The organism is Streptomyces venezuelae (assembly GCF_008642315.1).
Taxonomy (GTDB): domain Bacteria; phylum Actinomycetota; class Actinomycetes; order Streptomycetales; family Streptomycetaceae; genus Streptomyces; species Streptomyces venezuelae_D.
In genome coordinates this window covers 8,083,617-8,103,656 of the sequence record NZ_CP029192.1, presented here as the reverse complement: position 1 = coordinate 8,103,656, position 20,040 = coordinate 8,083,617, and the positions used below count along the sequence as shown (strand labels likewise).

Sequence of the window (20,040 nt, the reverse complement as noted above, 5' to 3'; positions counted from 1 at the left end):
GAGGGGGCGGGTGAGCATGCCCGACACCGTTGATCTGGTGGTCCCGAACGTCGTCGAGTTCAACCTGAAACGCGAGTTGCTGGATTTCGACCCGGGTGTGGAACACGACCTCGTCCAGCACGGCACGGGATTCACCGATCAGTGTGTGTTCTGGAGCGCCGACGACCGCGTGCTCGTGCTTCCGGCGGGCTGCTCCCAGGAGTGGCTGACGCATGTGCACGCCGGTCTCGGCAGCCCGGTGCCTCCCGTCGTGTCCCCGCTGCCGCGCACCGGCCGCCTGGTCCACGACCTGCTCGCCGACGACCGGGCGTTGGCCGCCCTCTCCGCCGCCCTGGGCGGGGCGCGGGAGGTGCGGCTCCTGTCCTTCGGGGCCTCGCCCGACCTGTACTCCCTGGCCTCGGTGCTCCGCAGCCAGGGCCGGGAGGTACGGCTCGACGTCGCGGGGCCGGAGCACTACTGGTCGTACGAGTACCTGGAATCCAAGCTGTGCTGCGTCGACCTCGCCTCGCACGTCCCCGGGTTCCGCGTGCCGCGCGGCATCTCCGTCACCAGCTGGGAGCAGCTCAAGGGCGCGGTCGCGGCGATCGTGGGCGACGGCGGCCGCGCCGTGGTCAAGAGCATGTACGGGGTGGGGGGTTACGGCTCCGCCGTCGCGCAGGCCGACGCCGACGGCACCGTGCGGCGCTTCTGGCAGACCCTGCGGCGCGAGCCGTTCTTCGGCACGTTCCCGCTCACCGTGCAGGACTACATCGCGCACGGCACCGACTGCCCCGCCGTGGACGTCCTCGTCGACGACGTCGAGGTGCCGCGGATGGAGTACAGCATGCTCGGCGTCGACGGGCTGCGGTACCGCAGCCTGGCGCTCGGGCCCGGGGTTCTCGACCCGGGCCTGGAGGAACGGCTCGCCGCGCTCGGCACGGCCGTCCACGCCTTCGCGCGATCCCTCGGCTACCGGGGCTGGATGACGATCGACTGCCTCCGCGGTCTCGACGACGCGCTCTACGTCACCGAGATCAACGCCCGCCGCTCCGGCGCCATGCACGCCGTCGCCCTCGCGGAGCGGTGGGCCGACGAACTGCCGATCGCCTACGTCAACGACGCCTTCCCGCTGCGCTCCACGGGCACGGTGTCGTACGCGGCGCACATCCGTCCCGTCTTCGACGAGCTGTGGGCGCGCGGCGTCCGGGCCTACCCGTCGACCGTCCGGGCCCTCGCGGGGCACCGGCCGTCACTGGGCATCGTCGTGTGCGCCAGGAGTGCGGCGGACGGCGAGCGCATCGCCCTGGAGGCGCACCGGGCCGTCAACGCCGCTGTCGCCGCGACCGCCCCCGGCCCCCGGAAGACAGCCGTCGTGGGATGAACCCTGCCGACACCGCGCACAACGGCGTCGGGCCGAGGCAACCGCCTCGGCCCGACGCCCTTCTCGGCTCACGCGTGCGCGCCGCAGCCCTTCTCCGCGAGGAACTCCGCCTGCGTCATCGCCGTGGCGTTCTCGAAGAGACGGTTGAGGAGCTCGCCCTCCCACTCCACCGCCTCCACCTCGTCGACCCCGTACTCCGCCAGGATCCTGCCGATGGCCTGCAGGGCGAGCAGCGAGTAGCCGCCCATCTCGAAGAAGTCGCTGTGGTGGACGTCGACGGAGTCGGGGCTCACCTCCAGGACCTGCGCCCAGATCCTGCGCACCACTTCCGCCGCGGCTTCCACGTCGCCCGACGTGGACGGGAGTTGAGCGGCCAGGTTGTCCGTCACTGTTCCTCCATTGTCTCGATGTGTCATGGGATCAGCACCACCTTGCTGGCCTCGCCGGAGTCGAAGAGCCGGAACCCCTCGGCGGCCTCCGACAGCGGCATCCGGTGCGAGATGAGGTAGGTAGGGTCGACGCGGCCGCCGCGCACCAGGTTCATCAGCGGCTCGAAGTCGGCGACGGGATCGCCGACCGCGAAGCGCAGCGTGACCTCCTTGGCGAAGGCGAGCCGGGTCGGCATGGGCATCGTCTCGGAGGCGTGGGAGCCCACGGCGCAGACCACCCCGCGCGGTCGTACGACGTTCAGCGCGGTCAGCAGCGAGGCGTCGGTGCCGACGGCCTCCAGGACGGCGTCGGCGCCGCGCCCCTCGGTCAGGTCGGCGACCTGCCGTCGCACGTCGGGCGTGGTCGGGACCGGGCAGGCGCCGCGTTCGGCGGCCAGTTTCCTGCGGCTCTCCAGCGGGTCGACGGCGAGCACCCGGGCGGCGCCGAGGAGCCAGGCGGCCTCAAGGGCCATCAGGCCCACGGGACCGCAGCCGACCACCGCCACCGTGTCCCCGGGACGCACCCCGGCGCCCGCCGCGCACGCGTACCCGGTGGCGAGGACGTCGCCGACGAACAGCGCCCGCTCGTCGCCGACGTCGCCGGGGATCGGGAACAGCACCGTGTCGGCGAACGGCACTCGGACGAACTCGGCGTGTCCGCCCGCGTAGGCCCGCGTGCCCACCACGGTCGCGTAGCCGAACAGGCCCACTCGGTCGCACTGGTAGTGCCAGCCTCTGCGGCAGGAACGGCAGTGCCCGCAGGCGATGATGTCCGACGCGACGACACGGTCGCCGGCACGGAGGCCGCGCACCTCGGGGCCCGTCTCCTCGATCACGCCGGTGAACTCGTGGCCGGTGACCGTCCCCGCCGGGAAACCGTCGATCTCACCCCGGTACGGGTGGAGGTCCGTGCCGCAGATCGCGCTGCGCACGACCCGGACGACGGCGTCCCGGGGCTCCTCGATACGGGGCATGGCGACGTCGTCCGCGACCTCCGCGCGGCGCGTGCCGTGCCATCGCAGCGCTCTCATGCGTCCTCCAGTTCGCGGCAGCCCGCGTCGAGTTCGTCGAACAGGTCGTCGAGGAGGAGTGCGGCGGCCTTGTCGCCGTACTGGGCCGGGTCGTGGCTCAGCAGAACGCGCAGCGCGCCCGCCTCCTCGAAGAAGCCGAGGTCCAGGGGGTGTGCCGAGAAGGGGTCGTGGTTGACGAGTGCCGTGTCGAGGCCTTCGAGGGTGGGCGGCACCTCCGGTGCGGTCTGGAAGGTCACGCAGGCTCCGATCACCGGCCGGAAGCCGGGCCGCCACAGCCCGAGCACCTGCGCCACCCGCTCGAACGGCATGTCACGGTGGGTGTAGGCGCCGATCAGGTTGCGGCGGACCCGGTGCAGCAGGTCGCGGAAGTCCGCGTCCGCGGCCACCTGGGTCCGTACCGGCAGCAGGTTCACGAAGAGGCCGACGGCCTTCTCGAACTCGGCGCTGGTGCGGAATCCACCGCGCGTGCCCACGAGGATGTCGTCGGTGTCGACATGGCGGCGCAGCATGCGCTGGGAGGCGGCGAGCAGCAGCATGAAGAGGGAGACGTGCTCACGCCGTGCGGCTGCCCGCAGCCGTTCGCACAGAGGCTGGGGAACGGCCATCCACTGGGTGCGCGCGGGCTGTTCGGCCTCCGGCGACGCCGAAGGGGATGTCAGGTCGAGCGGAGGCAGACCGGTCGCATCAGCCAGCACTTCCTTCCAGTAGGCGAGTTGTCGCGCGCCGACCGGCCCGGCGAGCCACTCCCGCTGTCTGCGCGCGAAGTCCCCGTACTGGGCGGGCACCGGCGGCAGGGGCGAGGGACGTCCGTGCAGGTGTGCGGTGTAGAGCTGCTCCAGTTCCCGCAGAATCACCGTCCACCACGACCAGGCGTCGGTGACGAGGTGGTGCGCGGAGACGCGCACGATGTGCTCGCGCGGCCCGAGCCCGAGCAGCGCCGCACGGACCACGGGCCCGCGGGCCAGGTCGAAGGGGCGCCGCAGGTCCTCGGCGAGGAACTGCGCGGCCACCTGTTCGCGTTCCGCATCGGGGAGCGCCGTGAGATCCGTCAGGGGCAGCGGCACCTCGGCCCGCGGGGACACGCGCTGGACGGGGAGTCCCGCCACGACGGGGAAGCGGGTGCGCAGCGCTTCGTGCCGGTTGACGACGTCCTCGATGGCCGCCCGCAGGGCCCCGGCGTCGAGGTCGCCGACGAGCCGGAAGGTCACGGCGCTGGTGTGGCGGGCGTGACCGGCACGGCGTTCCAGGAACCACATGCCCTGCTGGGCGTACGACAGCGGTGCGTCGTCGCCCACGTCCTGGCTCACTTGACGCCCCACGTGAACAGCCAGCGCCGGGGCACCCCGGTCAGCTCCAGTTGCTCGAAGGTGGTGCGCAGGCCCCGGATCAGCGCTTCGGAGCCGAGGGCGAGGTCGCTGATGCCGGTGGCACCCTCCACGAACACGGAGTACGCGCAGAGGGCCTCCCAGTCCTGGAGCGACCACGTGTACGCGACCTCCTCGGACTTGGTCTGGGAGAACCCGGCGTCGGCGAAGAGGTCTTCGTGCCGGCGCGGTGTGAGGGTCTGCATCGCCACCGGTGCCTCGCGTGCGAGGACGAGGTCCGTGCCGCGCTCCCGGAGGACGGCGCGGGCGGCGCGCAGCCAGTGGGTGTAGAAGGGCCGGGTCGCGGGGAGTATGGCTCCCTCGTAGAAGAGGGTGTTGAGGGCGCAGCGTCCGCCCGGTGCGAGCAGGCGGTGGCAGCCGGCGAGCACGGCGCCGCGCTCGGCGGCCGGGATCTGGTGCATCACGTTGCTCAGCACGGCGACGTCCACCGGTCCGGTCAGGGACTCGACGTCCTGGGCGCGGCCCTGCACGAAGCGCACCTTGGGATCGCGCAACCGGTCGCGTGCGATGGCCAGTTCGTGCTCGGACGGGTCGATGCCGATGATGGCGCCGACGTGCCCGGAGCGTTCCAGGAGCAGTTCGGTGGCGAGGCCCGAGCCGCAGCCGACGTCGGCGACGACGCCGCCCTCCGGGGCCTCGCAGATGTCGACCAGGCGCTGGGTGACGTCGCCGTAGAGGGGGCGGCGCGACATCGCGTCGAACTCGTATCCGTGGGCGAAGGTCATGACACCTCAAGACGTCGGTTCGGGCGGGGCGGTCGGGGAGCCGGCGCGGCGTGGGGTGTGGTGGAGGCGAGCAGCCGCGCCGCTGTGCCTCCCATGAGGTCCTCGTACTCACGCGGCGAGAGCGGGTCGCTGCCGTCCGGCCACGGCTCGGGGTCCCGGGCCAGTTCCGCCGTGCGGGCCACGGACCCGGTCATGGACGCGAAGGGGAAGTCGGTGCCCCACAGGAGTCGGTCGAGGACGCCGCGGTCGCGGGCGTGGGCCAGGGCCTTGGCGACGGTGGCGGGCGGCTGGTAGGACCCGAAGATGGACAGGTCCGCGTACAGGTGGGGGTGCCGGGCGAGGAGTTCGACGCAGGGCCCGGTCCAGGGGGTGCCGAGGTGGGCGAGGATCACTTTCAGGCCGGGGAAGTCCTTGGCCACCTGTTCGACGAGGAGCGGGGAGAAGAACCGGGGGTCCGCGTTGCGGGAGGGCGTGTAGCCGGTGTGGATCAGTACAGGGACGTCCAGGTCCGCCGCGGTCTCGTACACGTCGTACCACCGGCGGTCGGCGGGTGACATGCGCAGATAGCAGGGGGCCGTCTTCAGTCCGCGCAGGCCCAGGTCGGTGACGGCCTCGCGCAGGCGTCCGGCGGCGCCGGGGGTGCCCGCGTCGACGGAGGCGAAGCCGGTCAGGCGGTCGGGGTGGCGGGCGCACAGGTCGGCGACGAACTCGTTCGGCACCGAGAACCCCTCGACCCGCCGCACGTCGAAGGCGAGCAGGAAGACGCGGTCGACGCCCGCCGCGTCCATCTCGGCGAGCAGCCTGTCTTCCGGCGCGGTGAGCTCCTCGGGTGCCAGGTCGGTGGTGGCCGTCATCTGTTCGGCGAAGCGGGCCGAGTAGTGGCGGTAGTACTCGCCCGCGTGCACGTGCGCGTCGATGATCACGGCTGCCGCCTCTCGGGCCGCGCCGGGCCGTCGCCGTGCCAGAACAGCAGGCGTACGCCCTTGGGTTCGAGGCGCAGCAGCTTCTCGCACTCCGGGGAGGCGTCCGCCGTCCGGCGGCGCAGGACCGTGTCCACCGGTTGGGGGGCGTGGTTGATCACCACGCCGCAGCGTTCGTCGCCGCGTCCGAGGACGGTGGTCTCCACCGACGGGTCGTCCGCGGTCAGCGGCGCGCGGACGCCCGCCTCCTCGGCGACCGCCTCGTACAGCCGGTGCCAGTCGGCTTCGCCCAGGCGGTAGGGGGCGTTGAGCTGTGCCTCCAGCGGGGCGTTGAGGTAATAGACGCTGCCTTCGCCGAGGCGGTGGCGGGTCAGGGCGGGCGAGGCGTCGGCGAACGCGGCCAGGGTCTCGGCGCCCGCCGTGTCGATGACCGGGATCGGGCCCGCGTCCCAGCTCAGCGGGAAGCGCACGCCCGCCCAGGTGAACTCGGCGTGGGTGTCGTCGGCCCGCGTGAAGTCCCGTACACGGACGCCGAACAGCTCCTCGTCGCCCGCGGCGTCCAGCAGGCTGCCGGTGGAGTACAGCAGCACTCCCCCGGAGGCCACATACCGTGCCAGGCGGCGGCGCTCGGGCAGCGACAGCCGGCGTGCGGACGGGCAGATCACCAGCGCGTGCCGCTCCAACTCCGCGTCGCGGCCCGTGAACTCGTACGGCAGGTGCGCCTGTTGGAGGAGCAGGTGGGCGTAGAAGGGGGCAGGTGCGTCGCTGCCCGAGGGGGTGAGGTAGCCGGCTTCTTGCCGCTCCTCGGCCTCGGGGACGTATACGCCCACAGGGGCGGGCAGCGGCCTGAATCCGGCCAGTTCGCCGGTGACTCGCCGGATGTACGCCCGGTACTCGGCGAGGGCGGGCTTCTCGCCGCCGTCCGCGTCCAAGAGGCCCACGCGCCGCTCGTTGGGCCGCAGCGCGTAGGGCTTGCGTTCGGTGGTGAAGTCCTGCCAGCACCAGACCGCGGTGCCGACCGCGCCCGCCGCGAACGCGGAGTGGGAGGCGGCCCGCAGGTACTGCGCGGCCGTGGCGTCGTCGCAGCCGTAGCTGCCCAACTCATCGACGTATACAGGCCGGTGGGCACTTCCGCGCCGCACCAGATAGGGAACGAAAGCGGTGGCCTTGCGGGCCGCGACGGACTCGACGTGGAACGGCGTCCACACCGGGAATCCGTGCAGCCCCACCATGTCGAGGCTGTCCGCGTGCTCCGGTCGGAAGGCGTGGCCGCCGAGGACTGCGGAGGGCTCGTTGGCCTGGAGGACCAGGGCGTCCGGGTCGGCGTCGCGGATCGCCGACGCGAGCATCCCCCACCATGCGCGCACCTCGTCGGGGCCGAGGGCGGCGGACGACCGGGAGTCGACGTGGATCACCTCGTCGCCCAGGTCGTACGCGAGGACGTTCGGCTCGTCCCGCAGCCCGGCGGCGATGTGGTGGACGAAGGCCCGCTGCCGCTCGCGCAGGTCCGCGTCGCGCCACAGGTCCCGGCCGTCGCGCCACGGAAGGTCGAACCGCTGGCCGTTCATCCAGATCGTCAGGAGCGAGGGAAGACACAGCAGGCCGTGCCGCCCCGCGGTCCGGACGAGTTCGCGCAGCCGGTCCGTCGCCGTCGCGTCGTAGACGCCTTCCTTGGGTTCGAAGTCGGCCCAGAAGACGAAGAAGCGGACGGTGTTCAGACCCTCCGCGGCCATCCGGCGGAAGTCGTCGTCGATGCGGTCGCCGTCCCACTCCCGCCAGTAGTCGCACCCCGTCGGCGAGGGGTGGTAGTTGACGCCGACGCTCATGAACGGACGCCCGTCGCGGTGCAGTGCGCCGTCGGCGAACGTGACCCGCCCGCCGCTCACGCGGTCTCCGGCCATGCGGCGCTCACCGCCTCGACGACCTGCCGTACCTCGTCCTTGCCGATGCCGGGGTGCAGCGGCAGGGAGAGCTGGCGTGCCATCACGTCCTCGGTGACCGGGAGCCGGCACGGGCCTCCCCTGCTGCGCCGTTGGTAGGCGGAGAACAGGTGCGTCGGCGGATAGTGCACGCCGCTCTGGATCCGGGCGGCGCGCAGCCGGTCCTGCACCGCGTCGCGGTCGACGCCCTCGGGCAGCACCACCGCGAACAGGTGGTGGGCGCTCTCCGCCACCGGCCGGTCCGCGTACGGCACCGTGAGGCCGGGCAGCGAGGCCAGCTGCTCGCGGTACGACGCGACCGCTTCCTGGCGTCTGACCTGACCCGCGGGCAGCGCTTCGAGCTGTACGCGGCCGATGGCGCAGCCGATCTCCGTGGGCCGGTAGTTGAGGCCGAGCGTGTCGACGTCGTACAGGGAGGAGCCGCCGTGGTGGCGCTGCTGGGCGCTGACGGTCAGGGCGTGCGAGCGCAGCCGCCGAATGCGGTCGGCGACGGCGGGGTCGCGGGCGACGACCATGCCGCCCTCCCCCATGGCCAGGTTCTTGGTGGCGAAGAAACTGAAGCAGCCGATGTCGCCGACCGTCCCGAGCATCCCGTGGGGCGAGTCGGTGACGGGGGCGTGGGCGCAGTCCTCGATGAGGGCGAGGCCGTGCGTGCGGGCCAGGTGGGCGAGGGCCGTCAGGTCGGCGGGGTGGCCGCCGTAGTGCATGGCGACGATCGCCCGGGTGCGCGGGGTGATCCTGCGGGCGGCGTCCTCGGGGTCGATGCACAGGTCGTGCGCGCCCTTGACGTCGGCGAAGACGGGGGTGGCGCCGGACAGGGCGACGGTCGCGGCGGCCGACACGAAGTTCAGCGAGGGCAGGACGACCTCGTCGCCCGGGCCGAGGTCCAGGCTGAGGACGGCGAGGTGCAGGGCGGCGGTGCCGTTGCTGACGGCGACGGCCGATCCGACGCCGAGCGCGGCCGCGTACCTGCTCTCGAAGTCCTCGGTGACCGGCCCGGTCGACAGCCAGCCGGAGCGCAGGACCTGGGTGACCGCGTCGATCTCGGCCTGGCCGATCTGCGGGCGGTACAGCGCGATGTCGAACGCCGTCATCCGGAACCCACCTCCTGGAAGGCGCCGGTGTCCGCGCCGAGCACGGCCGCGGCGCCCCGGCCCAGATAGCGGAGACGGTCGTCGCGGAAGGCCGCGGTGGCCCGGTTCAGCTGCTCGGGTGTGCCGATGTCGTGCCAGTCCCCTTCGATGACGTGGCCCTCGATGCGCTCGCCCTGGGCCCGTGCGCGGTCGAGGAGGGCGGGCATGTCGTCCCGGACGCGGGGCGTGAGCAGCCGCAGCAGGGACGGTTCGAGTACGTAGATGCCGCCGCTGACCAGGAGGCTCAACCGGGGCTTCTCCCGGAAGTCGGTCACCTTGCGGTCGTCGTCGAGTTCCACCACGCCGTGCGCGATGTCGATGTACTGGCGGCTGAGCGCGACGGTGGCGGCGGCCCGCGACTTCTTGTGGCGTGCGACCAGGTCGGCGAAGTCGATGTCGGTGAGCAGGTCCGCGTTCATCACGAGCGTGGAGTCCTCCAAGGGCGGCAGCAGCGCCAGCGGACCCGCCGTGCCCAGCGGCTCCTCCTCCAGGAAGAAGTCCAGTTCGAGGTCGGCCCAGCGGTTCCCGGCGAAGCTCGCCTCGATCATGTGGGCCCGGTGGCCGAGCGAGAGCGACACGTGGGTGAAGCCGGCACTGCGCAGCTGCGCCAGGATGATGTGCAGGATCGGTATGCCGTCGATGGGTACGAGGGGTTTGGGGATGGTCAGCGTGTGCGGCCGCAACCGTCGGCCCACACCTCCGGCCAGTACCACTGCTCTCATCGGGCCTTCTCCGTTTGCTTCCGGGCGGCGGTCAGCGTGCGGTAGACGGTGTGGACCCGGTCGGCGACCGCGTCCCAGCCGAGTTCACGGCGCACCTTGTCGTGGCCGTGCTCTCCCATGGCGCGCCGTTCGGCCGGGTCGGCGAGGAGCCGGTTGACCGCGTCGGCGACGGTCCGCGGGGTGGGACGGACGAGCAGGCCGTCCCGGCCGTGGGCGACGATCTCCCCACTGCCGAGGAAGGTGGACGCGACGACGGGTTTGCCGCAGGCCCACGCCTCCACGTACACGAGCGGGAAGAGGTCGACGGTGGAGGGCACGCACAGCAGCTCGCAGGCGGCGAGGGCGCTGTGCTTGATGTCCTCGTCGACCATGCCGAGCTCGATGACGCGGGGTGACGCGTACCGGGCGAAGTGTTCGGCGCAGTCGTCGTCCCAGCGCGGGCCGAGGAACACGAAGGACGTGTCGGGGTGGTCCCGCCAGATGTGCTCGGTGGCCTCCAGGAGCGTGACGTAGCCCTTGGAGCGCGTCTTGCGTCCGAGGAAGAGCACCATCGGACCCTCGATGCCGTGTGTGCGGCGGAACCCTTCGGGGTCGGGGGTGCCGGGCAGGTGCGGTCCCTGGCCGATGATGTGGAGTCTGCGTCCTTCGACGCCCGCGTCCCGGAGCATGTCGCGCTCCGCCTCGGACAGGGCGAAGACGGCGTCCGCGCTCCGGCATCCGTCGAGTACGGTCTCGCGGTCCGGCCAGACGTCGGGGGCGGACGCCGGGGTGACGGCGAACGGCACGTTCCAGGCGCGGGCGAGGTCGAGCCCTGCCGCGATGTCCTGCGGGTGGAAGGCGTCGATGGCGTGGACCAGGTCGGCCCGGTCGGTGTCGTCGGGCGTGCCGGGCAGCGGCTGGATGCTCACGCCGGAGCCGCGCATGAACGCCGCCGTGTCCTCGTCGACGGGGTTCGAGTACACCCCGGCCTCCCAGCCGAGGCGGCTCATCGACGCGGCGAGGTACTGCGTCATCAGTTCGGCCCCGGCGCGCGCCGGGAAGTAGCCGCGGTGGACGTACCGTACGCGCACGCCGCTCACGCTCCGTTTCCGCGGACCGTGGCGGCCCGGGGGTGCCGGGCGTACCACTCGCAGGTGCGGCGCAGTCCCTCGCGCAGCGGTATCGCCGGACTGTGACCGGTGAGTTCGCGCAGCCTGGTGATGTCGGGGAGGCGGCGGGCCGGGGACAGCGGGGGCGCCGGGTGGACGTCGAGGGCCGGGTGGCGGTCCAGAGCGTCGAAGACGTGCCGGGCCAGATCCCTGATGAGGATCTCCTCCTGGTCGTTGCCGACGTTGACCAGCAGCGGCTCCTTGGTGGGCAGCGCGGTCAGCGCGACGAGGGCCTCGACCGCGTCGTCGACGTAGCAGAACGCGCGTGTCTGGTCGGCGCCGTGGATCGCGAAGGGGTCTGCGCCGCCCAGGAGCCGCTCGACGAACTGCGGGATCACGTGGTCGTACCCCATGCGGGGGCCGTAGACGTTGTGGAAGCGCACCATGCGCAGGGCGAAGCCGTGGGTGCGCGCGTACGTGCGGCACAGCAGCTCGCCGGTGATCTTGCTGAAGCCGTACGAGGAGCGGGGCACCGTCAGGTCGGGGACCATCAGCGGCACGTCCTCGTCCGTGGGGACGGACGCAATGCCGGCCTCGACGCTGCCCGCGTAGGCCTCGCTGGACGAGGCGAAGCAGAGGGTGGCGCCGGTGAGGCCGGAGAACCAGTCCAGGAGGTGGACGGTGGTGAGCAGGTTGGTGCGCAGCACCCGCCGGGGGTTGTCGTTGGACTCGGCGACGCCGACGACGGCGGCCAGGTGGTAGACCTCGGCGTAGTCGTCCCCGAGCAGCCCGTCGGGCACGGGCGTGGTCAGGTCGTGCTCGACGAGCTCGACGGAGCCGAGCAGTTCGGAGAGCTCCGCGTCGGACCGGCCCCTGCTGAAGTCGTCGAGCAGGGTGACGTCGCAGGTGGCGGCGAGCCGGCGGGCCAGGTGCAGGCCGATGAAGCCCGCTCCTCCGGTGATCAGGATCTTCTTACGCACGGCCGAGCCTCATCGCCTTCGTCGAGGGCGGGAGGACCCGCCAGGTGTCATAGACCAGCGCCGGTTCCGCCATGCGCGCCACCAGGTCGGCCGCGTCGACGTCGCCGTATCCCGCGTGGTCGTTGAGGAGGATCGCCGCGTGCGCTCCGGTGAAGCCCTCGGTCAGGTCGACGGGACGCACGCCGAGCGACTCGATGCGGGCCGCGGGCACCACGAAGTCGTGGCCGACGATCTCCTTCACCCGGTCCTTGAGGAACGGCAGCAGCCGCTCATACGGTGCTCCGCGCAGGTCGTCGGTCTCGGGGCGGCCCTTGTAGGCGAAGCCGGAGATCAGGATCGTGGCGTCGGCCGGGTCGAGGCCCTGTTCCGCCAGCGCGGCCAGGACGCGTTCGCCGACCCGGCGCGGCATGGACTCGTTGAGGGTGCGGGCGGCGGTGATCACCTGCGGGACGTGGTCGTGCCGCGCGACGGAGTGCGCGAGCAGGTACGGATCCTTGGTGAGGCAACTGCCGCCGACGAAGCCGGGCTTGTGCAGGGTGGGCCTCGGGTAGTCGAGGTTGGCGGAGTCGATGACCTCCCGCGCGTCGAGGCCCAGTTTCTCGGTGATGAGAGCGACCTCGTTGCCGAAGCCGTAGATCAGGTCGGTGTGGCAGTTGCACACCAGCTTGACGAGTTCGGCGGCCTCCAACGAGGAGACGGGCACGACCTGGTCGGTGAGCGTGCCGAAGAACTCCGCGGCCCGCTTGCCCGCGTCGTCGCCGATGCCGCCGACGATCTGCGGCAGGGAGAGCAGCTCCGCGAGCGCCTGGCCCTGGATGGTGCGCTCCGGGCAGTACGCGATCAGCGGCTCGGGGACCCGCTCGCTCAGGATGGGCAGCACCAGGCTCCGTGACGTGCCCACCGGCACCGTGCTGCGCACGATGACGAGGGTGGTCTCGTCGATGCCGCCCGCGATCGCCTCGGTGGCGGCCCGCAGATGGCTGAGGTCGGGTGTGGTCCCGCCGACCTCGATCGGTGTGCCGACGCAGATGATGACGACGGGCGGCAGCTTCTGCCCGCGCACGTCGGTGGTGACACCGAAGGCGCCGCTCGCGGCCGCGCCCCTGATCTCCTCCTCGACGCCGGGTTCGGCCAGTTCGAGTACGCCCTGGGCGAGTTCGGCCGCCACCTTGGGGTTGGTCTCGTGGCCGAGCACGCTTCTGCCGGTGGTCAGCAGCGCGGCGGTGAGGGTGACGCCGACATAGCCCTGCCCGACGACGCACACGTCGTAGTCCTCGTACGGCCTGGTCGATGGCATTGACATAGCTCCCTGGGGGTGGCGTTCATGCGGTCACGACTTCAGGTCTTCGCGGTCTTCGCGGTCTTCGCGGTCTTCGCGCGGTGATGGGTTCAGGAGTCCCGGGGCGGCTTGCCGAGGAGGTCGACGACGCCGTCGACCAGCTGCCGGAACAGGCGCTCCCCCAGTTCCGCGGAGGCGCCGACGGCGGACGACAGCACCCCTCGGTCCGAGATCGCGTCCACGTCGACGGGGTGCCGATAGACCCCCGCGGGCGGCGGCGCGTCGTGGCTGGGGCGTTCCGCGCGGACGGTGTCGGGGCGGAGGTACATCATCAGGCTCGTCTCGGTCAGGCCCGCGTGCTCCGCGTGCCAGCCCGGGAAGTGCGGGATGTGCTCGGCGAGCCACTCGTCGGCGACCAGGCTCCACCAGCTGAAGGCGAGCACCTCGGTGTCCGGGAACAGGGTGGCCTGGGCGCAGTCGTCGATCGCCTCGAAGAGCAGGCCTTCGTTCTCGTAGTGCCCGTTGATGACGACGAGCCGGGCGGGCCGGAGGCGGGCGAGGGACGTCAGGCAGTCCGTGAGGTAGTCGATGAACGTGCTGCCGCCGAGGTGCACGGTGCCCGGGAAGTGCAGTCCGCCGCCGCTCTGCGGCAGCGATCGCGCCGAGAACGGCTGGCCGGGCAGCAGCAGTCCGCCGGTCTCCGCGACCACCTGCCGGGCCACGGCGTCCGGGATGTCCAGGTCGACGGAGAGCGGGAGATGGGGGCCGTGCTGTTCGAGGCCGCCCACCGGCCAGACCAGAGTGGCGCCGTCCATGGCCCGGCGGACCTGCGCGCTGGTCAGGTCGCCGTAGCGCGGTACGTTCGTGGCGCGTTGCCGCATCGCGTTCACCTCATGCCCCCTTGACGCTCCGTCCCACCAGGTCCGCGACCGTGCCTCCGTGCGAGGCCAGCCAGTCGTCGAAGCCCTGGCGGATGGCGCGGAGCGTGGCGTGCATGTTCTTGTGCAGCACCGTGTAGACCTGCACGGCGTCGGCGCCGACGCTCAGGTACTCGGCGACGTCCACGGCGTCGTTGACTCCGCCGCTCGCCATGACGGGCACGGTGAGGCCGTCGCGGCGCAGGCCGTAGATCTCGGCGAGCACGAGCGGTTTGATGCCGGGCCCGGAGTAGCCGAAGGCTCCGCCCAGGCGCACCTCGCCGGTGTCCGCGTCGACGGCGAGGCCCGTGATGGTGTCGCTCAGGGTGAGCGCGTCCGCCCCGGAGGCCGTGGCGGCGTCGACGCGCTCCCGCACCCGCTCCCCGATCGCCAGCTTCACGCTGATCGGCACCGGGGTGCGGCCGCGCACCGCCTCGGTGTACGCGGCGACGCGCTCGGGAGTGTCCTCCAGACCGCCGTCCCCCTCGTTCAGGCACGAGATGCCGAGTTCGAGCGCGGTGCTGCCCGCCTCGGTCACGCGCTCGGCCAGGTCGGCGAGTTCGGCCGGCGTGTCCGCGTGCACGGACGTGATGACCGGCAGGCCGTCGTCGGCGAACCGGCGCAGCATCGCGCACCAGTCGTCCACCGAACGGCGGGAGTACGTGGTGCTGTTCAGCATGCCGGTGGGCAGGCGGAGCAGGCGTTCGTTGCCCGGCGGCCCCGGGCTGGGGTGGATGGTCTTGGTGACCACGGCTCCCGCGCCGCCCGCGAGGAGCCGCCGGATGTTGCGCTCCTGGTCGGTGAGCAGGCCGGAGCCCACGACGACGGGGGACTGCAGGCGCAGGCCGAGGAGCTCCAGCGGGGCCGTGGTAGCGGCGGCCCCGGGCGCCTCGGGCCGGTTCTCTCCGCCCTCGGCCGCGGTCACTGCGCCATCACTGCTTCCTGGCCCAGCTTTTCGAGGAGCCGGAGCAGTTCGAGGGGGTTGGTCCGCGCCTCCACCAGGTCGAAGACGGTGACGTCGGCGACGGACGGCAGCCCGCGCAGCAGGTGGCTCGCGTTGGGGGCAAGCGGCATCGGGGTGACGACGACGATGGGCTTGTCCAGGGCGGACGCCCAGCCGAGTTCGACGTGGGTGCCGTCGGTGCGCATCAGTTCACCGGCCGCGTCCACGGGGAGCACCGGTACGAACACGTCGCAGCGGCGCATCCAGCCGATGTCGCGCACGCTGACCTGGTCCGGCGAGAACAGCGGTGTGTCCACGCCGAACTTCTCGGCCACGTGGGCGGAGAAGACCGTGCCGTGCGCGGCGGTCACCGCCTCGATGATGTCGCCGATGGCGTGCTGCAACGGCTGGTGGAAACCGTCGTCGCGGATCGCGTGCTGGATGGGGCCGCCGACGAACACCTTGACTCCCGTCAGGTCGATGCCGTCCGTGCCGTCGACGCGGACCACCGTGCTGTCACTCATGACGTCTCCCGATCTGCTTGGCGAAGGCGAAGCGCGATGTGGTGCACCTTGAGCTGCGTGTACTCGTTCAGACCCCACGCGCCGTACTCGACGCCGATCCCGGAGTGCCGGTGTCCGCCGAACGGCACGTCGTGCCGCAGGGCACCGTGGGTGTTGATCCACACGGTTCCGCACCGGGGCCGCCCCGCCAGTCCCCGCGCCCGGTCCTCGTCGCCCCACAGGGAGCAGCCGAGCGCGTACGGCGAGGCATTGATCCGCCCGAAGACCTGGTCCAGGTCGTCGTAGGGGATGACGGGGACCACCGGGCCGAACTGTTCCTCCTCCTCCAAGCGGCTGCCGGGCGGCAGGTCGGTGACAACGGTCGGGGGATAGAAGTGGCCCGGCCTTTCAAGGGGCCGGCCGCCTGCCAGGACGTCCGCTCCCGCCGCCACGGCGTCGTCCACCAGGCCCGCGACCCGCTCCAGTTGGGCCCGGCTGACGAGCGGGCCGTACTCGGTGGCCGGATCGAGCCCGTCGCCCACGATCGCCGTCCGCGCCTGCTCCGCCATGGCTTCGGCGAGCCGACGGTACGTGGCACGGGGCGCGTAGACGCGTTTGACGGCGGCGCAGAACTGGCCGCTGTTGGTCATCGCGGCGGTGAACAGGTCCGGTGCGGCGGACAGGACGTCGGTGCCGGGCAGTACGACGGCCGGATCGTTGCCGCCGAGTTCCAGCACGACCCGTTTCAGGTCGGCCGAGGCCTGCCGGGCGATGGCGCGGCCCGCGGCGACCGACCCGGTGAAGGACACCAGCCGGACCGCCGGGTGGACGGTCAGCCGGGCACCGAGCTCGACGTCGCCGTCCACCACCGCGAAGGTCCCTGCGGGCAGGGCTCCGCCGAGGATCCGGCCCATCATCAGGCTGGACAGCGGGGTGTCCGGGGAGGGCTTGAGCACCACGGTGTTGCCGGCGAGGAGCGCGGGGGCGATCTTGCAGACGGCCAGCAGGACGGGGTAGTTCGAGGGCGCGATGGCGGCGACCACGCCGTGCGGCACCCGCTCCAGGTCGACGCGGGCGGCGGTCTCGTCGACGAGCCGCTCCGCCTCGATCCCCAGCTCGGCCGTACGGGCGAACCAGTCTGCCGCCAGGCGGACTTCGGACCTGGCGTGCCTCAGGGGCTTGCCCTGTTCCCTGGTGAGCAGTTCGGCCATCGGGTCCACGGCCCCGAGCAGGGCGCGGTGGCACGAGTGGAGCCGCTCGCGGCGTTCCTCCAGAGGGGTCGCCGCCCAGCCGGGGAAGGCGCGGGCCGCGTCGTCCAGCACGGCGTCGAGCTGTTCGGGCGTGCATCCCGGGGCTTCGGCGAAAATCTTGCCGAGTGCCGGGTTCTCGACCGGGGTCGGCCCGTACCGCGCGGACCCGGGGCCCACCGGGGTGAACTCGGCATGGGGGGGGGCGAGTTGATCAACAGATGAGGACATGGGTTCCCGTCACGAGGGGGTCGCGTAGGGGCGGTTGTCGACTGTCGACTGCTGATGGGGGCTCGGGGCCGCGGGGAGGAAGGAAAGGGGGGACGGTGCGGTGCTGCGGTGAGAGCGGCGGGGACGGCGGGAGGGGTGTGTCCCGCCGCCGGAACTCCGCGTCTTCCGTGACCTGCCGTGATCGAACCGGGCGGCCCGTGGAACAGTCTTGCCGGGACCCCGGTGATCGGACACCCCCACTTTGGGCTAGGGTCATCCGGCTACTCCGAACGCCCGGTCCGATGCACATGGCGGCCACGCTGACCTGCCGGGATCATCGTGCGCCCGGGGTCCGCGCCCGAGATGCGCGCCCGAAGTCCTCACACGGGGTCGACCTCCAAGCACCCGGGCATGCCGACGCGCCGGCCGTCGGCGGGTGGAAGCCGGACGGTCGGCGCGCGTCGATGTGATCCCTTGCCCTTACGTGTCGGCGGGGGCACCCCTCCTCGCGCCGCTCACCGCTGCTGCCCGACCGTGCTCTTGCCCGGCGTTCTCGACGTACTCGACCAGCAGGCGTTCGATGTCATGGAGGAAGTCGTGGACCTCGGACGGGGTGAGCGCCCGGTGGTCCGCGTTCAGCATCACGCGGATCCAGCCGGGGACCTCGTCGTCGATCACGATGAAGAAGGTCTCGCCCTCCTCGAACTCGTCGGGCCCGACGACGGTGTCGGCCATCGCGGCCCGCAGGCTGTCGCCGGACACCGGCTCGTCGTCCTCTGCCGCGTCGGGCAGGGCCTGCTCCTCCCGTATGTCGTTGAAACAGTAGGAGAGGTCGACGGGTGTGCCGGGTCCCCGGGCGGAGGAGATCAGCCGAGCCACGTCGTCGGGGTCGTAGAGGCCGTTCGCGTAAGCGGCCGTGGACGCGGCGAGGGCGCGGCGCGCGATGTCCTCGACCCGGTCGCCCGCCAGGCCGATCGTCACCGGCACCTCCGCGTGCAGGTTGGCGACGGTGGCGCGCACATCGGGGTCCGACCGGTTGGCGGTGAGCAGCCGCAGCGTGCACGACGGCACCCCGGCTCGTCGGCACAGGAGTTGGGCGACGACGGTCAGCAGCACCACGGACGTGCTCACCCGCCAGCGCCGGGCCAGCACCGGCACCGCGAGTGCCACGGCGCGGGAGCTCATGCCGGCGCTGTACCGGACCGGGGCCGCCGGGCCGCCCCGGTCCGGGAACAGGGTCGCGGGCGCGCCTTCCAGCTGACGGCACCAGTAGGCCCGCGCCCGCGCCTGCAGGGCACGACCGCGCGGGGAGTGCTCCAACTGGGCCTGCTCGACGGGCTGCCGTGCCGGTACGGCGGGCGGCAGGGGGCGTCCGGCCGCCCGCGCGTCGAGGAGCCGGGTCATCTCGTCGGCCAGCAGCCGCACCGACGTGAGGTCCACCGCGAGGTGGGAGACGCAGAACGCGGCGAGCACGGGAGCTCCGTCGACGACGGTCACCATGAAGCGGATGAGCGGGGCCCGCGCGGGGTCGAAGGGGGTGTGCCGCATACGGCGTTCCCAGGCCTGCCGCACGCCGTCCGGGTCGTCGTGCGGGGCGAGCGTCCACACCTCGACCTCGAACTCGGCTGCTTTCAGCACGTGTTGGACGAGGGAGCCGTCCGCGTCCCGGCGGAACGCGGTGCGCAGCGACTCGTGCCGCGCGAGCAGCTCGGCGCAGACGTCGAGGAAATCCTGTGCGGTGCCGTGGCCGGGCAGAGCCACCCAGTAGCTCACGTCGTAGAAGGCGGCGTCGGGCAGCTGTCCTTGCATCAGGTTCCAGATGTGCCGCTGGGCGCAGGTGGCCGGCGCGGTGACCGACCGTCGTCCAGCGAAGGGGATGCGGTGCCGGACGAATGCGGCCACGGCTCGGTCCTTTCCGGCTCGATGAGGCGAAGGGGGACGCGCTGATGCACCGTAACGCCCGCTTCACGCGAGCGTCACCCGCGCTTTCGGGGCTGACCGTTCGGTCACCGTCCACGGGCCCGGGCTGCCCGATACGGCGCACCGAACGGGCGCCCAGTGGGGGCTTCCCACAGCATTCGGGCACCACGAACATCGGGTGCATGCGAGTTATCCGACGCGTCACGCCGCCCGGCATGCGGATTTCCGGATATTCGGAAAGGCCGGCCCGTGTGACGTAGGTCCTGCGAAAAGGGAGCGTCCCTGTCCGCCCGCTGAGACGAACCCCGTGCCACCGGGACGCGGGCCACCGAACGGACCGGGACATGATGTCCCGTCAGGCGATGAGACCGTTCTGTATGGCGGTGACCACCGCGGCCGTGCGGTTGGGCGCCCCGAGTTTGAGGAGCAGGCTGGCGACAATGCGTTTGACGCCGTGACTCGAGATGCCGAGGCGCCGGGCTATCTGTTTGTTGCTCAGCCCCTCGGCGAGCAGCGGCAGCACTTCGTTCTCCCGGCCGGTGAGGTTGCCGACGCGACGCCGGCGCTGCTGTTCCGGCTCCCGGACGCGCCGCAGAAGGGCCCGGGTGACGGATGTTGGCATGGGCACCTCACCGGCGGCTATCCCCTGGAGCGCGTCCTCGACAGCGGTGGCGGTCAACTCGTTCTCGACCAGGAATCCATCGGGTACCGAGGGGCCCGCGAGTATTTCTTCGGGGACCTCCGTGGTGGTGAGCAGAAGGAGGATCTTCGGCCGTCGGCGCCGGGCGTCCACGAGCACACCCAGATCCGGGCTGTAGTCCTTCTCGTGCAGGAACAGCACATCCACTTGGTTGTTGCCTAAGGTTTCCTCCACCTCGCCCCAGTCGCCGCAGTGTCTGACGTCCCTGACCAGGGGAGTCGTCGACAGCGCGGCCCGCAGCCCGAGCTGCAGGAATCCGTTGCGCACGAGAGTGGTCACCACGAGCTGCTCTCCTGGGAACGGGGGGTGGCACAGCGCCTGACTCACTCGCATTCCTCCTCACTGTCGCCACGTGCCCTGCCGTGCCCGACGTGGGGAGATGACGCCGCCCCGCGCCGTCCGCACCGGCAGGCCGCGGCCGGCTCACCACTGCGACAACCTGCAATAGGAACGCAGTTGCAAGCGCTTTTCAGCACTGGACGCCCATCACAGTACCCAGACGTTTCAAGCGACTTCAACCATTCAAGTGGACGCGACACGTTCAGGCCGAGCGGCCCGAAAAAGACGTCGGCACACCACTCGTACCGCTGATTTAATTTTCAACTCAGA

The 20,040-nt window shown here is 71.8% G+C and carries 18 protein-coding genes; 1 reads left to right on the top strand and 17 read right to left on the bottom strand.

Annotation, left to right across the window (positions count from 1 at the left end; translation table 11 throughout):
* The first annotated feature begins 16 nt into the window (after positions 1-16).
* Positions 17-1,360, top strand: coding sequence for a hypothetical protein (locus DEJ48_RS35795; protein WP_150220269.1), 1,344 nt, complete (start codon positions 17-19; stop codon positions 1,358-1,360).
* A 68-nt stretch (positions 1,361-1,428) separates the two neighbouring features.
* Here DEJ48_RS35795 and DEJ48_RS35790 read toward each other — a convergent pair whose 3' ends face one another.
* The 17 genes from DEJ48_RS35790 to DEJ48_RS35710 all read right to left on the bottom strand — a co-directional run bounded on the left by DEJ48_RS35790 (position 1,429) and on the right by DEJ48_RS35710 (position 19,758).
* Positions 1,429-1,749 (bottom strand): acyl carrier protein, encoded by a 321-nt coding sequence (locus DEJ48_RS35790; RefSeq protein ID WP_190537794.1) that lies wholly within the window; start codon positions 1,747-1,749, stop codon positions 1,429-1,431.
* 23 nt (positions 1,750-1,772) lie between these two features.
* Positions 1,773-2,819, bottom strand: a complete 1,047-nt coding sequence (locus DEJ48_RS35785; RefSeq protein WP_150220267.1) for an alcohol dehydrogenase family protein — start codon at positions 2,817-2,819, stop codon at positions 1,773-1,775.
* Positions 2,816-4,126 carry a condensation domain-containing protein gene (locus DEJ48_RS35780; protein ID WP_150220266.1) on the bottom strand — a complete coding sequence of 437 codons (1,311 nt, stop codon included), beginning with the start codon at positions 4,124-4,126 and terminating at the stop codon, positions 2,816-2,818. Before DEJ48_RS35780 ends, DEJ48_RS35785 begins: the two co-directional genes overlap by 4 nt.
* Positions 4,123-4,929, bottom strand: a complete 807-nt coding sequence (locus tag DEJ48_RS35775; protein WP_150220265.1) for a class I SAM-dependent methyltransferase — start codon at positions 4,927-4,929, stop codon at positions 4,123-4,125. The genes DEJ48_RS35780 and DEJ48_RS35775 overlap by 4 nt, the downstream gene beginning before the upstream one ends.
* Complete coding sequence (locus DEJ48_RS35770; protein WP_190537792.1) at positions 4,926-5,852, bottom strand: amidohydrolase family protein; 927 nt, start codon at positions 5,850-5,852, stop codon at positions 4,926-4,928. Before DEJ48_RS35770 ends, DEJ48_RS35775 begins: the two co-directional genes overlap by 4 nt.
* A complete protein-coding gene (locus DEJ48_RS35765; protein WP_150220264.1) occupies positions 5,849-7,750 on the bottom strand; it encodes a beta-galactosidase trimerization domain-containing protein in 1,902 nt (633 codons plus the stop codon). Before DEJ48_RS35765 ends, DEJ48_RS35770 begins: the two co-directional genes overlap by 4 nt.
* A complete protein-coding gene (locus DEJ48_RS35760; protein ID WP_150220263.1) occupies positions 7,732-8,883 on the bottom strand; it encodes a DegT/DnrJ/EryC1/StrS family aminotransferase in 1,152 nt (383 codons plus the stop codon). The genes DEJ48_RS35765 and DEJ48_RS35760 overlap by 19 nt, the downstream gene beginning before the upstream one ends.
* Entirely contained in the window at positions 8,880-9,644 is a 765-nt protein-coding gene (locus tag DEJ48_RS35755; protein ID WP_150220262.1) for a sugar phosphate nucleotidyltransferase, read from the bottom strand. Before DEJ48_RS35755 ends, DEJ48_RS35760 begins: the two co-directional genes overlap by 4 nt.
* Entirely contained in the window at positions 9,641-10,714 is a 1,074-nt protein-coding gene (locus tag DEJ48_RS35750; protein ID WP_150220261.1) for a glycosyltransferase family 4 protein, read from the bottom strand. Before DEJ48_RS35750 ends, DEJ48_RS35755 begins: the two co-directional genes overlap by 4 nt.
* Positions 10,715-10,719: 5 nt before the next feature.
* Entirely contained in the window at positions 10,720-11,712 is a 993-nt protein-coding gene (locus tag DEJ48_RS35745; protein ID WP_150220260.1) for an NAD-dependent epimerase/dehydratase family protein, read from the bottom strand.
* On the bottom strand, positions 11,705-13,009 hold the full coding sequence (locus DEJ48_RS35740) for a nucleotide sugar dehydrogenase (RefSeq protein WP_150220259.1): 1,305 nt from the start codon (positions 13,007-13,009) through the stop codon (positions 11,705-11,707). Before DEJ48_RS35740 ends, DEJ48_RS35745 begins: the two co-directional genes overlap by 8 nt.
* 92 nt (positions 13,010-13,101) lie before the next feature.
* Complete coding sequence (locus tag DEJ48_RS35735) at positions 13,102-13,872, bottom strand: creatininase family protein (protein WP_150220258.1); 771 nt, start codon at positions 13,870-13,872, stop codon at positions 13,102-13,104.
* Between the two features lie 10 nt (positions 13,873-13,882).
* On the bottom strand, positions 13,883-14,833 hold the full coding sequence (locus DEJ48_RS35730) for a tRNA-dihydrouridine synthase (protein ID WP_223832314.1): 951 nt from the start codon (positions 14,831-14,833) through the stop codon (positions 13,883-13,885).
* On the bottom strand, positions 14,830-15,375 hold the full coding sequence (locus DEJ48_RS35725) for a nucleoside 2-deoxyribosyltransferase (protein WP_150220257.1): 546 nt from the start codon (positions 15,373-15,375) through the stop codon (positions 14,830-14,832). The genes DEJ48_RS35730 and DEJ48_RS35725 overlap by 4 nt, the downstream gene beginning before the upstream one ends.
* Positions 15,372-16,832: an aldehyde dehydrogenase family protein gene (locus tag DEJ48_RS35720; RefSeq protein WP_150220256.1), complete on the bottom strand. Its 1,461-nt coding sequence runs from the start codon at positions 16,830-16,832 to the stop codon at positions 15,372-15,374. Before DEJ48_RS35720 ends, DEJ48_RS35725 begins: the two co-directional genes overlap by 4 nt.
* 459 nt (positions 16,833-17,291) lie before the next feature.
* Entirely contained in the window at positions 17,292-18,713 is a 1,422-nt protein-coding gene (locus tag DEJ48_RS35715) for a condensation domain-containing protein (RefSeq protein WP_150220255.1), read from the bottom strand.
* A gap of 373 nt (positions 18,714-19,086) precedes the next feature.
* A complete protein-coding gene (locus tag DEJ48_RS35710) occupies positions 19,087-19,758 on the bottom strand; it encodes a response regulator transcription factor (protein WP_190537791.1) in 672 nt (223 codons plus the stop codon).
* Between the last annotated feature and the right edge of the window lie 282 nt (positions 19,759-20,040).

Excerpts from the sequence above, each read along its gene's own strand:
- DEJ48_RS35755 (WP_150220262.1), bottom strand. The coding sequence starts at position 9,644 with ATGAGAGCAGTGGTACTGGCCGGAGGTGTGGGCCGACGGTTGCGGCCG.
- DEJ48_RS35795 (WP_150220269.1), top strand. The coding sequence starts at position 17 with ATGCCCGACACCGTTGATCTGGTGGTCCCGAACGTCGTCGAGTTCAAC.
- DEJ48_RS35735 (WP_150220258.1), bottom strand. The coding sequence starts at position 13,872 with ATGCGGCAACGCGCCACGAACGTACCGCGCTACGGCGACCTGACCAGC.
- DEJ48_RS35740 (WP_150220259.1), bottom strand. The coding sequence starts at position 13,009 with ATGCCATCGACCAGGCCGTACGAGGACTACGACGTGTGCGTCGTCGGG.
- DEJ48_RS35760 (WP_150220263.1), bottom strand. The coding sequence starts at position 8,883 with ATGACGGCGTTCGACATCGCGCTGTACCGCCCGCAGATCGGCCAGGCC.
- DEJ48_RS35725 (WP_150220257.1), bottom strand. The coding sequence starts at position 15,375 with ATGAGTGACAGCACGGTGGTCCGCGTCGACGGCACGGACGGCATCGAC.
- DEJ48_RS35775 (WP_150220265.1), bottom strand. The coding sequence starts at position 4,929 with ATGACCTTCGCCCACGGATACGAGTTCGACGCGATGTCGCGCCGCCCC.
- DEJ48_RS35765 (WP_150220264.1), bottom strand. The coding sequence starts at position 7,750 with ATGGCCGGAGACCGCGTGAGCGGCGGGCGGGTCACGTTCGCCGACGGC.
- DEJ48_RS35720 (WP_150220256.1), bottom strand. The coding sequence starts at position 16,832 with ATGTCCTCATCTGTTGATCAACTCGCCCCCCCCCATGCCGAGTTCACC.
- DEJ48_RS35785 (WP_150220267.1), bottom strand. The coding sequence starts at position 2,819 with ATGAGAGCGCTGCGATGGCACGGCACGCGCCGCGCGGAGGTCGCGGAC.